Annotated in this window: 9 protein-coding genes; 2 read left to right on the top strand and 7 right to left on the bottom strand. The window is 67.0% G+C overall.

Translation table 11 applies throughout. From position 1 onward, the window contains the following. Positions 1–231 precede the first annotated feature (231 nt). Positions 232–783 carry a peroxiredoxin gene (locus DIE08_RS12730; RefSeq protein WP_124902083.1) on the top strand — a complete coding sequence of 184 codons (552 nt, stop codon included), beginning with the start codon at positions 232–234 and terminating at the stop codon, positions 781–783. 90 nt (positions 784–873) lie between these two features. Here DIE08_RS12730 and DIE08_RS12725 read toward each other — a convergent pair whose 3' ends face one another. After that, the gene (locus DIE08_RS12725) at positions 874–1,503 is read right to left on the bottom strand and encodes an NAD(P)H-binding protein (protein ID WP_124902082.1); all 630 of its coding nucleotides are present in this window, start codon (positions 1,501–1,503) and stop codon (positions 874–876) included. Between the two features lie 254 nt (positions 1,504–1,757). On the opposite strand from DIE08_RS12725, the gene DIE08_RS12720 reads away from it, so the two are divergent. Next, positions 1,758–3,206 (top strand): NYN domain-containing protein, encoded by a 1,449-nt coding sequence (locus DIE08_RS12720; RefSeq protein ID WP_124902081.1) that lies wholly within the window; start codon positions 1,758–1,760, stop codon positions 3,204–3,206. Positions 3,207–3,321: 115 nt separating this feature from the next. Here the strand turns inward: DIE08_RS12720 and DIE08_RS12715 are convergent, their stop codons facing one another. The 6 genes from DIE08_RS12715 to DIE08_RS12690 form a co-directional block, all read right to left on the bottom strand. Continuing rightward, entirely contained in the window at positions 3,322–3,705 is a 384-nt protein-coding gene (locus DIE08_RS12715; protein ID WP_059603371.1) for a VOC family protein, read from the bottom strand. A gap of 94 nt (positions 3,706–3,799) precedes the next feature. Beyond that, positions 3,800–7,108, bottom strand: coding sequence for an efflux RND transporter permease subunit (locus DIE08_RS12710; RefSeq protein WP_124902080.1), 3,309 nt, complete (start codon positions 7,106–7,108; stop codon positions 3,800–3,802). A 3-nt stretch (positions 7,109–7,111) separates the two neighbouring features. Next, entirely contained in the window at positions 7,112–10,231 is a 3,120-nt protein-coding gene (locus DIE08_RS12705; protein WP_124623235.1) for an MdtB/MuxB family multidrug efflux RND transporter permease subunit, read from the bottom strand. Between the two features lie 15 nt (positions 10,232–10,246). Then, positions 10,247–11,620 carry an MdtA/MuxA family multidrug efflux RND transporter periplasmic adaptor subunit gene (locus DIE08_RS12700; protein ID WP_124902079.1) on the bottom strand — a complete coding sequence of 458 codons (1,374 nt, stop codon included), beginning with the start codon at positions 11,618–11,620 and terminating at the stop codon, positions 10,247–10,249. 251 nt (positions 11,621–11,871) lie between these two features. Then, the gene (locus DIE08_RS12695) at positions 11,872–12,696 is read right to left on the bottom strand and encodes an IclR family transcriptional regulator (protein WP_124902078.1); all 825 of its coding nucleotides are present in this window, start codon (positions 12,694–12,696) and stop codon (positions 11,872–11,874) included. A gap of 595 nt (positions 12,697–13,291) precedes the next feature. Then, complete coding sequence (locus tag DIE08_RS12690) at positions 13,292–15,250, bottom strand: PhoX family phosphatase (protein ID WP_124902077.1); 1,959 nt, start codon at positions 15,248–15,250, stop codon at positions 13,292–13,294. Positions 15,251–15,330: the final 80 nt, after the last annotated feature.

Raw genomic sequence — 15,330 nt, 5'->3', positions numbered from 1 at the left:
GCGCCAGGAGCCCTTGCGTGGCGTCTGTTTCCTGTTGGCTTCCATGTATCTCGCTGACGTGAAGGGCTGGAACCGGCTGTCCGGAAGGAATAACGGCAGACCAGGCGGAATCTTTAACCGGTCGGCCGCGGCTGGCGTTGCCGCCGGACCGGGTCATGCACACTGGCGTTCGACAGGCGAACGCCAGTATGGCCTACATCGAGGCTGACTTTATAAGAAATGAGGACGCAGATGAAGCGAAAACTGTTGGTGGGCGCCGCGGCGGCGCTGATGGTGGCCGGCCATGCGCTGGTTGCGCAGGCGCAACTGAAGCCGGGCGCCACGGCGCCCGACTTCACGACGCAGGCGTCGCTGGGCGGCAAGACCTACGCGTACTCGCTGGCCGATGCGCTGAAGCACGGGCCGGTCGTGCTGTACTTCTACCCGGCGGCGTTCACGAAGGGTTGCACCATCGAGGCACATGCGTTCGCGGACGCGGTCGATCGTTACAAGGCTTACGGCGCGACGGTAATCGGCGTATCCGCGGACAACATCGACACGTTGACGAAGTTTTCGGTGAGCGAGTGCCGCAGCAAGTTCCCGGTCGCGGCCGATCCGGACGCGAAGATCATCCGCGAATACGACGCGAAGCTGCCCGCGCTCGATCGTGCGAACCGCGTGTCCTACGTGATTTCACCGGAGCGGAAGGTGCTGTACGAATACACGAGCCTGTCGCCCGACAAGCACGTCGAGAACACGCTCGGCGCGGTGAAGGCGTGGGCCGACGCGCATCCGAAGCAGTAAGCCGGAGGCAGCAGGCGCGCAGTCGAGCGGCCCGCATCGCGGGCCGCCGGCACGACGAAATGCGCCGCCCCGTGGCGGCCCGGGCGTGTGTTACGCGCGCAACGCCTGTTCGATCGGCACGCTGCCGCCGACGAAACCGACGACCTTGCGTGAAATGCCGAGCTTGATCGCCTCGATCGCGGCCCATGCGACATCCTGGCGCGACACCGGCAGCGCCGAGTCGAGCGGTTCCTCGGTCAGCGCGATCTTGCCGACGCCTGGCCCGTCCGCGAGCGGGCCGGGGCGCAGGATCACGTAGTCGATGCCCGACGCGATCACGCGCTCGTCGCCTTCGCGCTTCATCTGCGAGTAGTGGCGCAGCGCGTCGCCGCTGCGCTCCGGCCAGTAGGCGCTCAGCGAACTGATCACGACCAGCTTCTGCACGTTGTAGGCGAGCGCATGCTCGGCCGTGCGCGCGACCGCGTCGCGGTCGATCTGCTCCTCTTCGGCGGCGCCTTCCGATTCCGCCGAGCCGGCCGCGTAGATCACGTGCGAGATGCCCTGGAACGCGTGCGAGAAATCGCCCGTCAGATCGGCCTCGACGACCTTCGCGCCCGGCAGCGCATAGCCATGCCGGCGCACCAGCGCAGTCACCTCGAATTCCGGCTGCTCGAGCAGCAGATCCGCGCAGGCCCGACCCGTGCGGCCGGTCGCGCCAATCAGCAATACCTTCGTCGTCATGAAACCGCTCCTTGCGCGATGCGTCATCCTCCCAGATAGGGACGGACGACCGATACTCAAGTGTATGTCGATTTGGGGCGGCGGCGCGCGGGTAATTGGGGCTGCACCACTCCGTAACGGCCGGCGCCGCAACCCGTTATCCGCGCGGTCGCGCGCATGGATGGCGGAATCGACCCGCCGACCGGCTATCATGTGCGCGATGCATTCTTCGCCGCTACGCAATACAACGCGGCGACCAACCGGTTGGAGTACACATGGCATTACCCCTGGACAACGTCAGCATGGCCGTGTTCTGCGACTTCGAGAACGTCGCGCTCGGCGTGCGCGACGCGAAGTACGAGAAATTCGACATCAAGCCCGTGCTGGAGCGGCTGCTGCTGAAAGGCAGCATCGTCGTGAAGAAGGCGTATTGCGACTGGGAGCGCTACAAGGGCTTCAAGGCGTCGATGCACGAGGCGAGCTTCGAACTGATCGAGATTCCGCACGTGCGCCAGTCGGGCAAGAATTCGGCCGACATCCGGCTCGTCGTGGACGCGCTCGACCTCTGCTACACGAAGTCGCACGTCGACACGTTCGTGATCATCAGCGGCGACTCGGACTTTTCGCCGCTCGTGTCGAAGCTGCGCGAGAACGCGAAGAAGGTGATCGGGGTCGGCGTGAAGAAGTCGACGTCGGACCTGCTGGTCGCCAACTGCGACGAATTCATTTTCTACGACGACCTGGTGCGCGAGCAGCAGCGCGCGCTGGCGAAGCGCGAACAGCAGCGCACGGGCAACGGCGGCGCGAAGCGGCCCGACGAGCCATCGCGCAAGCCGGAGCTGGAAGCGCGTCGCAGCGAGGCGATCGCGCTCGCGGTCGAGACCTTCGATGCGCTGGCATCGGAGCGCGACGACGTCGGCAAGATCTGGGCGTCGGTGCTCAAGAGCGCGATCAAGCGCCGCAAGCCGGACTTCAACGAGTCGTATTACGGCTTCCGCGCGTTTGGCAACCTGCTCGACGAAGCGCAGGCGCGCGGCCTGCTCGAAGTGGGCCGCGACGACAAGTCGGGCGCGTTCGTGTCGCGGCCGCGTCAGCCGGCCGTGGCCGAACCGGTGATGGCGCACCGCGATACGGGCGGCGCGCACCACGGTCACGGCGGACGCCACGCGGAGCCGGCACCGGCCGAGCGCGGGTCGCGACGTCGCGGGCAGCGCGCGGAAGCGGCCTCGCCTGAACGCGAGCAGGCCGACGTGGAGGAGGCGATCGTCGACGTGACGAGCGAGGCGGCAAGCGTGCCGGCCGAAGCAGCCGAAGTGACCGAAGCGGTCGAGACGCACGGTGACGCGAAGGATGGCCGCAAGCGCGCGCGCAAGAGCGCGGCGAAGAAGGCCGGTGCGAAGAAGGGCGCCGCCGCGAAGCACGGTGGCGACGCACGCGCGGACGGCAAGCACGCCGAAGCGGCACATCGCGACCCGGAGCATGGCGACGACCGCCATGTTGCGGCGCAGCATGCGGCGCCGACGGCCGACGACCACGTCGCGGCGGCACGTGCCGCGCAGCCGTCGCACGACGCAGCACCGGCCGTACCGGCGGCCGAGCCGGCCGGGGAAGCGGTTGGTGAAGGGGCTGGTGAAGCAGCCACCGGCACCAAGCCGAAGAAGCCGGCTCGCAAGACGGCGACCCGCGCACGTCGTCCGCGCAAGACGGCGGCTGCCGCCGAGTAACGGTGGCAGGGCGGGGGCCGCTGTCCGACGCGATGGCGCTACCCGCCACCCGCGGCCGGGTGCCCGTCGCTCGTGCCGTCACGTCGGCCGGCGCAACGCCGGCCGATGCGTTCCGTTATCCGTTCAGCACATACGGCTGGGTCATCACTTCGAGGAAGTGACCGTCAGGATCGTCGAAATACACGCCGCGGCCGCCGTTATGGCGGTAGATGTCATCGGGCTGCCGCTTGGCCGGATCGGCCCAGTGCGGCAGCCCTCGCTCGCGAATGCGCGCATACACGCGATCGAAGCCGGCTTCGTCGGTCAGAAATGCATAGTGCTGCGCCGTGATGTCTCCCGCCTTCTCGTAGAAATCGAGCGACACGCCGTTGTCGAGCTGGACGACCAGCATCGCGCCGAATGGCGTCGGTGCCGGCAGTTCGAGAAGCTCGGCGAGAAAGCGGCTCGACGCATGCTTGTCGCGGCACCAGACGATCGTATGGTTCAGCTGGACGTTCATGACGGGTCCCCGGAACGGGGCGCGAGGATGGGCATGGACACACGATAGCCGATTGCGGCCGGTGTGCAAGCCCGTCGCTCGTGCCGTTACCCGCTTACTCGCCCGCCACCGCCGGTCCGCCCGAATTGCCGCGGCGGTTGCGGCGCTTCTCGCCCCACACGCGGAACCGGTCCATGTACAGGTAGACCACCGGCGTCGTATAGAGCGTCAGCACCTGCGACATGATCAGGCCGCCGGCGATCGCGATCCCGAGCGGCGCGCGCAGCTCGGCGCCGTCGCCGTTGCCGAACGCGAGCGGCAGCGCGCCGAGGAGCGCCGCCATCGTCGTCATCATGATCGGCCGGAAGCGCAGCAGGCACGCCTCGTGGATCGCATCGAACGACGACTTGTTGCCGTTGCGCGTCTGGTCGATCGCGAAGTCGACCATCATGATCGCGTTCTTCTTCACGATACCGATCAGCAGGATCACGCCGATCAGCGCGATGATGCTGAACTCGGTCTTGAACAGCAGCAGCGCGAGCAGGGCGCCCACGCCGGCCGACGGCAGTGTCGACAGGATCGTGATCGGGTGGATGTAGCTCTCGTACAGGATCCCGAGCACGATGTAGACGGCCAGGAGTGCCGCGAGAATCAGGATCGGCTGGTTGTTCAGCGACTGCTGGAACGCCTGCGCGGTGCCCTGGAAGCTGCCGACGATCGTCGGCGGCACGCCGATCTGCGCCATCGTCTGGTAGATCACCTGGGTCGCTTGAGACAGCGACACGCCCGGCGGCAGGTTGAACGAGATCGTCGTCGCGACGAACAACCCCTGGTGGTTGACCGACAGCGGCGTCGTGCTCGGGCCGAAGGTCGCGATCGCGGAAAGCGGAATCATCGTCGACTTCGACGTCGACACCGCCGCGCCCGACGACGCGCTCGACTTGCCGCTCGACGCGATCGAGTTCAGCGCCTGGTTGCGCGCCGAATCGGACGCGATCGCCGCGGCGCTGGTGGCGGCCGTCCCGGCGCTCGACGTGCCGGCCGAGGTCGCGACGAAGGTACCGGCCGCGGCGTTGGTCGTCTGCGAGCCGTTCGCGCTGCCTCCCGACGTGCTGATCCACACCTGGTTCAGCATCTCCGGGCTCTGCCAGTATTTCGGCGCGACTTCCATCACGACGTGGTACTGGTTCAGCGGGTTGTAGATCGTCGAGACCTGGCGTTGGCCGAACGCGTCGTACAGCGTGTTGTCGATCTGTGCGGGCTTGATGCCGAGCCGCGCGGCAGTTGCGCGGTCGATCGTCACCATCGCTTCGAGGCCGCCTTGCTGCTGGTCGGAGTTCACGTCGGTCAGCTCGGCGCGCTTCTGCAGCGCCTCGGTCAGCAGCGGCCCCCACTTGTACAGCTCGGCGCTCGAATCGCCGAGCAGCGTGAACTGGTACTGCGCATTGCTCTGCCGGCCGCCGACGCGGATGTCCTGCGCGGCCTGCAGGAACGTGCGCGCACCCGCGACGTCAGCGAGCGGCTTGCGCAACTGCTGGATCACCTGGTCGGCCGACAGCTTGCGCTCGGTGCGGTCCTTCAGCGTGACGAACATGAAGCCCGAGTTGGTCTGCGTGCCGCCGGTGAAGCCCGCGACGCTCTTCACGTTCGGGTTCGCCTGCACGATCCGCATCATCTCGGAGAACTTCAGCTTCATCGCCTGGAACGACGTCGACTGGTCGGCCTGGATGCCGCCGATCATCAGCCCGGTGTCCTGCTGCGGAAAGAAGCCCTTCGGCACGACGATGTACAGGTAGACGTTCAGGCCGATCGTCGCGAACAGGATCAGCAGGACCAGCAGCGGACGGCGCAGCGCCCACGACAGCGTGCGCTCGTAGCCGCGCTGCATCCGCGTGAAGAAGCGCTCGAGGAACCGGCCGAGGCGGCCTTCCTCCTGCACCTCGTGCGACTCGCGCAGCAGCCGCGCGCACATCATCGGCGTGACGGTCAGCGAAACGGCGAGCGACACGCCAATCGCGAGCGACAGCGTCAATGCGAATTCGCGGAACAGGCGCCCGACGATGCCGCCCATCAGCAGGATCGGCAGGAACACCGCGACGAGCGAAATGCTCATCGACAGCACGGTGAAGCCGACCTCGCGCGCGCCGTCGAACGCAGCCTGCAGCCGCGGCTTGCCGTTCTCGATGTGACGCGTGATGTTCTCGAGCACGACGATCGCATCGTCGACGACGAAGCCGGTCGCGACGATCAGCGCCATCAGCGACAGGTTGTCGATCGAGAAGCCGAGCAGGTACATCGCGCCGAACGTGCCGATGATCGAGATCGGCACCGCGACGCTCGGAATCAGCGTCGCGCGCCAGTTGCGCAGGAACAGGAACACGACCATCACGACGAGGCTCACCGCGATCAGCAGCGTGTGTTCGGTGTCCTTCAGCGACGCGCGGATCGTCGTCGAACGGTCGAGCACCGGCGTCACCGTGATGTCGGCCGGCAGCGACGCGGTGAGCTGCGGCAGCGCCGCGCGCACGCGGTCGATCGTCTCGATGATATTCGCGCCGGGCGAGCGGTAGAGGATCACGAGCACCGCGCGCTTGCCGTTCGACAGGCCCAGGTTGCGGAGGTCCTCGACGCCGTCGACGACCTCGGACAGGTCGGACAGCCGCACGGCCGCGCCGTTGCGGTAGGCGACGACCAGGTCGCTGTACTGCGACGCCTGCGAGGCCTGGTCGTTCGTATAGAGCTGATAGTGCTTCGGGCCGAATTCGATCGCACCCTTCGGGCTGTTCGCGTTCGCGGATGCGAGCGCGGCCCGCACGTCCTCGAGGCCGATTCCGTAGTGGAACAGCGCGTGAGGTTCGAGCTCGACACGCACGGCCGGGTTCGCGGAGCCGCTCACCGACACCTGGCCGACCCCGTCGATCTGCGACAGCGACTGCTGCAGCACCGTCGACGCGGCGTCGTACAGCTTCGCGGGCGACGACGTTTCCGATGTCAGCGACACGACCATGATCGGCGAATCGGCCGGGTTGACCTTGCGGTACGTCGGGTTGCTTTTCAGTGATGCGGGCAGGTCGGCGCGCGCCGCGTTGATTGCGGCCTGCACGTCGCGCGCGGCGCCGTCGATGTCGCGGTTCAGCCCGAACTGCAGGATGATCCGTGCGTTGCCGACGGTGCTGGTCGACGTCATTTCGCTGACGTCGGCGATCGAGCCGAGGTGCCGCTCGAGCGGGCTCGTCACGCTGGTCGCGACCGTCTCGGGACTCGCGCCGGGCAGCGACGCCTGCACCGAGATGGTCGGGAAGTCGACCTGCGGCAGCGGCGACACCGGCAGCTTGATGAATGCGAACAGGCCCGCGAGCGCGACGCCGAGCGCGAGCAGCGTCGTCGCGACCGGGCGGGTGATGAAGGGACGCGACAGGTTCATCGCTTATGCGCCCGTGTGCTTGCCGGTGTCGCGGCCGGGGCCGTGCCGTTCGAACCAGCCGCGCACGCGCCGTGCGAGGCTGTCGAAGCCGAGGTAGATCACCGGCGTCGTGAACAGCGTCAGCACCTGCGACACGATCAGGCCGCCCGCGATCGCGATCCCGAGCGGCTGGCGCAGCTCGGAGCCCGCGCCGGCGCCGACGATCAGCGGCACCGCGCCGAGCAGCGCGGCGAGCGTCGTCATCAGGATCGGCCGGAAGCGCAGCAGGCACGCCTGGTAGATCGCCTCACGCGGCGGTTTGCCTTCGACGCGCTCGGCCTCGAGCGCGAAGTCGATCATCATGATCGCGTTCTTCTTCACGATGCCGATCAGCAGCACGATCCCGATGATCCCGATGATGTCGAGGTCGTGCCCGGTGATCATCAGCGCGAGCAGCGCGCCGACGCCGGCCGACGGCAGCGTCGACAGGATCGTGATCGGGTGGATGTAGCTCTCGTATAGCACGCCGAGCACGATGTACATCGTGACGACCGCCGCGAGGATCAGGAACAGCTGGTTCGACAGCGACGCCTGGAACGCGAGCGCCGCGCCCTGGAAGCGCGTCTGGAACGAGCCGGGCAGGCCGATGTCCTTCTCGGCGGCGTCGATCGCCTTCACGGCCTCGCCGAGCGATGCGCCCGGTGCGAGGTTGAACGAGACCGTCGTCGACGGGAACTGCGACAGGTGCGCGACGAGCAGCGGCGACGGCCGTTCATGGAACGACGCGATCGACGACAGCGGCACCTGGCCGCCGCCCGCTGACGGCAGGTAGATGTCGTTCAGCGATTCGGCGTAATGCTGCTCCTTCGGCTCCGACTCGAGAATCACGCGGTACTGGTTCGACTGCGTGAAGATGGTCGACACGATACGCTGGCCGAACGCGTCGTACAGCGCGTTGTCGACGGTCGCCGGCGTGATGCCGAAGCGCGCGGCGCTCGCGCGGTCGATCTCGATGTAGACCGACTGGCCGTTGCTCTGCAGATCGGTCGCGACGTCGGCGAGCGACGGCTCCTGCTGCAGCCGCGTGACGAGCTTCGGCACCCAGGTCGCGAACTCGTCCGGATTCGGGCTCGTCAGCATGAACTGGTACTGCGTCGGGCTCACGGTCGAGTCGATCGTCAGGTCCTGCACCGACTGCATGAAGAGCGTGATGCCGGTCACGTTCGCGACACGCTGCTGCAGGTTGCGGATGATCTGCGCGGCCGACTCGGCGCGCTCGTCGCGCGCCTTCAGGTTGATCAGCATCCGGCCGCTGTTCAGCGTGATGTTGCTGCCGTCGACGCCGATGAACGACGTGAGGCTTTCGACGTTCGGATCCTTCAGGATCTCGGCCGCGAGCGCCTGCTGGCGTTCGGCCATCGCGCCGTACGAGATCGACTGCGGCGCCTGCGTGATCGCCTGGATCACGCCGGTATCCTGCGCGGGGAAGAAGCCTTTCGGCACGTACACGTAGAGCAGGGCGGTGAGCCCGAGCGTCAGCAGCGCGACAACGAGCGTCGAGCGCTGGCGGTTCAGCACCCATTCGAGCGCGACCGCGTAGCGCGCGATCACCCAGTCGATCGCGCGGTGCACGCGCGCCTCGAAGCGGTGGCTTTCAGGCGGCGGCGAGTGGCGCAGCAGCTTCGCGCACATCATCGGCACGAGCGTGAGCGACACGATCGCCGAGATCACGATCGTCACTGCGAGTGTGATCGCGAACTCGTGAAACAGCCGGCCGACCACGTCGCCCATGAACAGCAGCGGGATCAGCACCGCGATCAGCGACACCGTCAACGATATGATCGTGAAGCCGATCTGCCGCGAGCCCTTCAGCGCGGCCTCGAGCCCCGAATCGCCTTCCTCGACGTAGCGCGCGATGTTCTCGATCATCACGATCGCGTCGTCGACGACGAAGCCGGTCGCGATGGTGAGCGCCATCAGCGACAGGTTGTTCAGCGAGAAGCCGGCCATGTACATCACCGCGAGCGTGCCGATCAGCGACAGCGGCACCGACAGGCTCGGGATGATCGTCGCGTAGACGTTCGCGAGGAACAGGTACATCACCAGTACGACGAGCCCGACCGCGAGCAGCAGCTCGAACTGCACGTCGCGCACGGCGGCGCGGATCATCGTCGTGCGGTCGGTGACGATCTGCACGTCGAGCGCGGCGGGCAGCGTCTCCTGCAGCTTCGGCAGTTGCGCCTTGATCGCGTCGACGGTCGCGATCACGTTCGCGCCCGGCTGGCGCTGCACGTTCAGGATGATCGCGGGCTCCGAGTTCACCCACGCGCCGAGCTTGGTGTTCTCCGAGCCGGCGACGACCTTCGCGACGTCGGTCAGCATCACCGGACGGCCGCTCTTGTAGGCGACGACCGCGTCGTTGTATTGATCGGCGCTGGTGAGCTGGTCGTTCGCGTTGATCGTGTATGCGCGCGTCGGGCCGTCGAAGTTGCCTTTCGGCGTGTTCACGTTCAGGTTCGAGATCGTCGTGCGCAGGTCGTCGAGGTTCATCCCGTACTGCGCGAGCGCGGTCGGGTTCGCCTGGATCCGCACGGCCGGCCGGTTGCCGCCCGACAGGCTGACGAGGCCGACACCCGCGATCTGCGAGATCTTCATCGCGAGGCGCGTGTCGGTCAGGTCCTGCACCTGCGTGAGCGGCAAGGTCTTCGACGTGATGGCCAGCGTCAGCACCGGCGCGTCGGCCGGGTTGACCTTCGCGTAGATCGGCGGGGCGGGCAGATCGGACGGCAGCAGGTTGCCGGCCGCGTTGATCGCGGCCTGCACTTCCTGTTCGGCGATGTCGAGCGGCAGGTCGAGCGAGAATTGCAGCGTGATCACCGACGCGCCGGCCGAGCTTTGCGACGACATCTGGTTCAGCGACGGCATCTGGCCGAACTGTCGCTCCAGCGGCGCGGTGACCGACGACGTCATGACCTCCGGGCTCGCGCCGGGATAGAAGGTCTGGACCTGGATCGTCGGGTAGTCGACTTCGGGCAGCGCGGCGAGCGGCAGGAAGCGCAGCGCGACGAGGCCGGCCAGCATGATCGCCGCCATCAGGAGGGCGGTGCCGACAGGCCGGAGAATGAAGAGGCGGGACGGATTCATCGAGCGGCCCGCGCGTTACTGGGCCGCGGGGGCCGCAGCCTGCGACGCGTCGTGCTTGTGTCCGCCTCGGTGGGCGGCCGCACCCGATGCGCCGGACGCCGCGCCGGCGCCATGCGCGCCCGACGCGCCTTTCGGCTTGTCGGCCGGGATCGTGATCTTCGCGCCTTCGCGCAGCCGGTCGGAGCCGTCGGTGACCACGCGCTCGCCGATCGCGACGCCGCTGACGATGCTGGTGCGCTCGCCGTCGACCGGGCCGACCTTGACCTTGCGCACCGTCACCGTGTTGTCGGGTTTCACGATGTACACGAACTGGCCGATCGAGCCCGTCAGCACGGCGGCCGTCGGCACGATCGTCGCATTGCGCATCACGTCGACCAGCAGCCGCGTGTTCACGAACTGATTCGGAAACAGCAGGCCTTCCTTGTTGTCGAAGGTCGCGCGCAGCTTGACCGTGCCGGTGCTCGTGTCGATCTGGTTGTCGAGCGTTTCGAGCGAACCCGTCTCGAGCGGCACGGTGTTGTTGCGATTGTAAGCGGTGACCGACAGTTTCTGGCCCGCATTCACCTGCTTGACGATCTGCGGCAGGTTGTCCTCCGAGGTCGTGAAGATCACGCTCATCGGCTGCAGTTGCGTGATCACGACGATCCCGTTCGTGTCGCCCGCAGTCACGTAGTTGCCGGGGTCGACCTGGCGCAGGCCGACGCGGCCCGACACGGGCGCCGTGATGCGCGCGTACGTGAGGTTCAGTTTCGCGGAGTCGATCGCTGCCTGGTCGGTCTTCACCGTTCCTTCGTATTGCTTGACGAGTGACGCCTGGGTGTCGACCGTCTGCGACGCGATCGAGTCCTGCGACAGCAGCGTCTGGTAGCGCTTCAGGTCGATGCGGGCCGTCGCGAGCAGCGCCGAGTCGCGCGCGTGCGTGCCTTCGGCATTTTCGAGCGCGACCTGGTAGGGGCGCGGGTCGATCTGCGCGATTAGGTCGCCTTTCTTGACGATCTGGCCTTCCCGGAACGCGACCGACTGCAGATAACCCGACAGCTGCGTCTTGACAGTCACGCTCGCGAGCGGCGTCACGGTGCCGAGCGCGGACAGCACGATCGGCATCTCGCCCTGCGTCGCGGTCGCGACCGATACGGGCTGCGGAACGTTCGCCATGGCGGCGGGGCCGCCGCGGCCGCGATGGCCGCCACTGCCGCCGGCGCTCGCGCCGGAGGCCGCGTTGCCTGCCGCCGACGCGTCCGCCTGCGTACGGCCCCACGGGTGCCACCACAGCAAGCCGCCGATGACGACGACCGCGAGCGTCCCGATCACCAGCGTGCGGCGCGGGCGGCGCGCGGCGGGGGAGGCGGGATCCTTCGAAGGGGGCGTGGGCTTTTGTTGGTTGTCCATCGTGTTCTGTCAGGAAGACGGCGCGGCGGGCCGGGAGACGGGCCTGGGGTGGCGCGTGGGCATGCGGTGCCGGAGGGCCGGCTCGGTCCGGGCCCTTCCGGTCCGCGCGGGAAAAAGAAAAGAGCGGTGCGCGCCGCGGATGCGGCGCGACGATGGGCATGATGCTACGTCCCGTCCCCGTTACAGTCCAGTCGTCTATCTTTCAACGGGTTACGGTCGTTACATAAGGCGACAGGACGATGACGGACCGATTACACGGCGCTGCGCCGGGCTGGCGCGCCGCCGATCTCGCGGGTGATTTTCGCGATGCATTCGTGCAACGCGGGCACCACGTGTTCCTGCAGCCATTCGGGCGGGCACTGACTGGATGCGCCGCCGCAGTTCACCGAATAGTGCTGGCCCGACGGGCCGACGAAACCGGCCGCGACCGCGTTCAGCCCTTCACGCCATTCGCCGATCGCGATCGCATGGCCCGCGCGCATCGCGTCCTCGAGACCGGGGGTCAGGCGCGCCGATACGTGCGGCCAGTCATCGCCGGCCGTCGCGCGCAGCGCGTCGAGCAGTACGCGGCGCTCGTCGTCCTCCAGTGCCGCGAGATACGCGCGGCCGACCGCGGTGCGTGCGATGTCCATCCGCGAGCCGATCTCGAGGCGCGTGACGAGCACGGCCGAGCGCGGCCGGATCACGTCGATCGCGACCATGTCGAGCCGGTCGCGCACCGCGAGGTGCACCGACAGCGACGTGCGCTCGGCGAGTTCGATCATGAACGGCCGCGAGCGCGCGCGGATGTCGAAGTTGCGCAGGAAGCCGTGGCTCAGCTCCAGGACCGACGCGGTCAGCACGAAGCGCTCGCTGTCGGGCAACTGGAACAGGAAGCCGGCGCTGACGAGGGTCGCCGTGATGCGTGACACGGTCGGCTTCGGGATGCCCGTCAATTCGGTGAGCTCGCGGTTGCTGACCGGGGCGTCGGCGGCCGCGATGCGCCGCAGCACGGCGAGGCCGCGCGCGAGCGCGGTGATCTCGTCCGGCGACGATTCGCGGTCTCGGGGCGCGGGAGGCGTTACAGGTGTCGACACGAGGGATTCTCTCTATTTCCGAAACTCGATTTCAATTTTGTTGGTATTGTAGGATGATTGTCAAAAGATGCATGTTCCATGGGTGAATCGTTCATCGGATGAGATTTTACGGGTTCACCCTTGGTTTATTAGGAAAGCGCTCAAATGAGCATTGCCGGAAAGCGAACAAACCGGTGCAAATACCGCTTGACTTGTCGGGCGGAAACGGAAAGAATGTCTCACGTTTTCGAAACATCGTTTCAGGAGTTTAACCGGCAACGGTGTTTCGCGCAGTCTCTCAGGTTCTAGCACGGCCCTCGGAATGGCTAGAACTTTTTTAGCGCCACGGTCTCCGTGGCGCTTTTTTTTGCCCGTCCGCCGGACGCGTCAGGTCCGTATTATCCCCCGATCGCTGAAATCGCCCGTTCGACCGGGCTCGTGCGCACTCGCGTGCGCGTGGCGCGCGCAAAAAAAAGCGCGATGCCCGCAATGGGCATCGCGCGTAAACCGGCGTGGAGCGCCGACGAATGAACGGTGATGAAGAAAGGGACGCCCAGTCAGGGACGCCCGGTCAGGGGCGGCCTGCCAGGGGCGCTGCCCCCCTCGTGCGAAGCGGTCAGGCCTTCGCGAGCTTGATGCTGGTCGGCTCGGCCGTCAGGTAGCCGACGCTGGCGCCGAAGCGATCCTTGAAGTTCGCGCGCACGAGCGGATCGAGCGTCGGCTTGACCTTGTCGTGCAGCGGCGACTCCCAGTCGCCCGCGTGCTGGAAGTTGCTCATGATGTAGGTCCAGCCGTTGATCTCGTCGACCGCGTGCAGGCCCGTCGATTCGGCGCCGGCCGGGCACGACAGCACGCGCGCGAGCGACTTCGTGTCGACGTTGTACGCCCACAGGAAGTTGTTGACGTGCATGCCCGAGTCTTCGCCGATGAAGAGCGTGCGCAGCTTCTCGGAGAACTTCAGGTTGTCGGGGTTCGCGATCTTGTCCGGGTTCGCCAGGTTGCCGAGCGCATCGGCCGCGGCGAGGTCCTCGCCGACGAGCGCGGCCGGCGCGCCCATGTCGACCGGCACCCACTCGCTGTCGATCGCGCCGCCCGTCGTGTCGCGCTGGCCGGCCTTCAGGTTCAGCGCGTAGACCGCGCCCGAGGCGATCTTCTTGTCGACCGCGACGTCGCGCGACACCGCGTTGCCCTGGACCATCGACGTCTCGATCCGCGACATCGCCGTGTAGACGATCTTGTCCTTCGCGTTCACGGTCGTGCCTTCGAGCTTCGTGAACGCCATGCTGCCGCCGAGCAGCGCCGCGTAGCGGTGCGTCTCGAGGAACGCGGCCGCTTTTTCCATGCCCGGCTTCACGCGGATCCAGTTGAACTTGCCGCCGAAATGGATCTTCGTGTAGCTCGCATCGTTCGGGTCGGTGGTCACAAGGTCCATGATGTCCGACGCCTTCAGCGTGTTCGCGAGCGTTTCGATCTCGCCGCTGGTCGCATGGCCGATCCTGATCCACGTGAGCGTCGCGGTGCCGGCGCCGGCCGATGACGTCTGCGTCCACTTCGCGACGTACAGCGTGCCGGCCGACAGGTCGGCCGCCTTGTCGGCGACGAACATGAACAGGCCGCCGTTGGTGGCGTCGTCGCCCATCATCACGGTGCGCTGGTCCGGCATCACCTGGATCAGCTCGTGCGAGATGCGGCCGAGACAGTAGTGCTTCTTCACGGTGCCGGTGCCGTCCGGATTCACGGTGATCTCGGGCAGGTGGCCGTAGTGGTAGGGGTTCGCCTTCGTCTCGTCACCGAACGTGTTCTTGCTGAACGCCTTGAACTGCGCGTCGGTCGCGGCCTTCGTCGCGTCCGGCTCGTATTCCTCGCTCGACAGGTGCGTGCCCCACGGCGACAGGCTCGCGCCGCAGGTGATCCACAGGCCGTGCGCCTTCGACGTGTCGACGTTGTGGTACTTCACGACCTTCAGCGCGCCGGTGGACGGATCCTGGTCGAGTGTGAGCACGGCGATCGGCGACGGCAGCTGGCCGTACTGCGACGCGCTCGCCTGGTCGCGCGTCGTGTATTCGAACTGCACGACCGCGAACACCGTGTTGCCCTTCACGCCGGGCACGTTCGCATTTTTCAGCGTCAGCAGCGAGCTGCCGTCCGGGCAGTCGGAATAGAACTGGCGCTCCTTGCCGGCCACCGAGCGATCGATGATCGGCTGGTTGTTGATGTCGTAGTAGCCGCCCGCGAGCGTCGTGCCGCCCTTGCCGTCCGGCACCATGTCGCCCGTCACGAAGAACGGCCGGTACGCGAGCTTGAAGTTGCGCGACGAGCCGTCCGAGAAGGACACCGACAGCGTCGAACCGACCGTCGTCGTGGCCATCGCGGCCGCGTTGTCGAGCGTGGGCGCGGCCATCGCCGAGAACGCCGCCGACGTGTACGCGGCGGCGGCCGGCGTCACCGCCGGATTGTCGTCGCCGCCGCAACCTGTCAGCAGGGCCGGCAGCGCGAGGCCGGAGAGGGGCAGCATGGGTGCGCCGGCGAGGATCTTCAGGGCCTGACGACGGGAAGCATTGGGCAACGCGGGCATGTGGAGTCCAGTTTCGAATGTTGGAAGAATCGCCTTTCGCGCAGCAGGCGATCAGCAAGCATTGCGAAGGCAAGTTGAAA

Source organism: Burkholderia sp. Bp9004 (genome assembly GCF_003858025.1).
Classification (GTDB): Bacteria; Pseudomonadota; Gammaproteobacteria; order Burkholderiales; family Burkholderiaceae; genus Burkholderia; species Burkholderia diffusa.
This window is presented reverse-complemented; position numbering and strand designations above follow the sequence as displayed.

Coding starts and splice junctions, on each gene's coding strand:
- DIE08_RS12730 (WP_124902083.1), top strand. CDS start 232: ATGAAGCGAAAACTGTTGGTGGGCGCCGCGGCGGCGCTGATGGTGGCC.
- DIE08_RS12725 (WP_124902082.1), bottom strand. CDS start 1,503: ATGACGACGAAGGTATTGCTGATTGGCGCGACCGGCCGCACGGGTCGG.
- DIE08_RS12720 (WP_124902081.1), top strand. CDS start 1,758: ATGGCATTACCCCTGGACAACGTCAGCATGGCCGTGTTCTGCGACTTC.
- DIE08_RS12715 (WP_059603371.1), bottom strand. CDS start 3,705: ATGAACGTCCAGCTGAACCATACGATCGTCTGGTGCCGCGACAAGCAT.
- DIE08_RS12710 (WP_124902080.1), bottom strand. CDS start 7,108: ATGAACCTGTCGCGTCCCTTCATCACCCGCCCGGTCGCGACGACGCTG.
- DIE08_RS12705 (WP_124623235.1), bottom strand. CDS start 10,231: ATGAATCCGTCCCGCCTCTTCATTCTCCGGCCTGTCGGCACCGCCCTC.
- DIE08_RS12700 (WP_124902079.1), bottom strand. CDS start 11,620: ATGGACAACCAACAAAAGCCCACGCCCCCTTCGAAGGATCCCGCCTCC.
- DIE08_RS12690 (WP_124902077.1), bottom strand. CDS start 15,250: ATGCCCGCGTTGCCCAATGCTTCCCGTCGTCAGGCCCTGAAGATCCTC.